This is a genomic window from Rathayibacter sp. AY1D2 (assembly GCF_002932695.1).
GTDB lineage: Bacteria > Actinomycetota > Actinomycetes > Actinomycetales > Microbacteriaceae > Rathayibacter.
This window is the reverse complement of sequence record NZ_PSVX01000136.1, coordinates 1-633: the sequence shown is the minus strand read 5'-3', so window position 1 is coordinate 633 and position 633 is coordinate 1. Positions and strand designations below refer to the sequence as shown.

Here is a 633-nt window from a genome sequence, read left to right as displayed (position 1 = left end):
TCCGACCATCCTAGAGCCCCGGTGGAGCGCTCTCTCGGCCCGGAACGCGGGACATCGCGCCCCGGACGACCGCGAGGCGCCGCCTCCCCGTCCGGACACCGCGGTGAGGGCGGTGTCCGGACGGCGGAGGCGGCGCCTCGGAGGGGAGGAGCGGAGCGCAGGACGCGGTCCGTCGGCGCTTCCCGATCAGGCCCGGTGGGCGCCGTGCCCGTCGCGGGGAGGAGCGGTGCGGATCGAGTCCGTCCGGACGTCCGGCTCGATGCTGCCCGCGGCCAGGTCGGCCCCGGCGCGCGCGGCCAGCTGCGGGTCCGTGCGGCGCAGCTCCTCCGCGCTGTCCTCGGCCGCGAGGTCGTGCGCCTCCTGCATGGCCGACTTCGCGCGCAGCGGCGGGGTCTTGAGGAACCACGAGAGCACGAAGGCCAGCAGGACCACGCCCAGCGCGACCTGGAACACGGTCACGGTCGCGTCGTTGAACCCGGTCAGGAACGGGGCCGACAGGGCGCGGTCCGCGGTGTTCAGGAACGACGTGTCCCCGTCGAGCGCGGAGCCGATCGCGGCGGTGTCCTGCGACTGCAGCAGCTTCAGGATCCCGGCGTTGGCCGGGTCCGCGGCGACGGCGGGGTCGGTGGCGGC

The 633-nt window shown here is 75.8% G+C and carries 1 pseudogene; it reads right to left on the bottom strand.

The window, feature by feature from the left end:
- Positions 1-186: 186 nt before the first annotated feature.
- Positions 187-633: pseudogene (locus C5D04_RS18470) on the bottom strand (hypothetical protein); the annotation flags it as partial.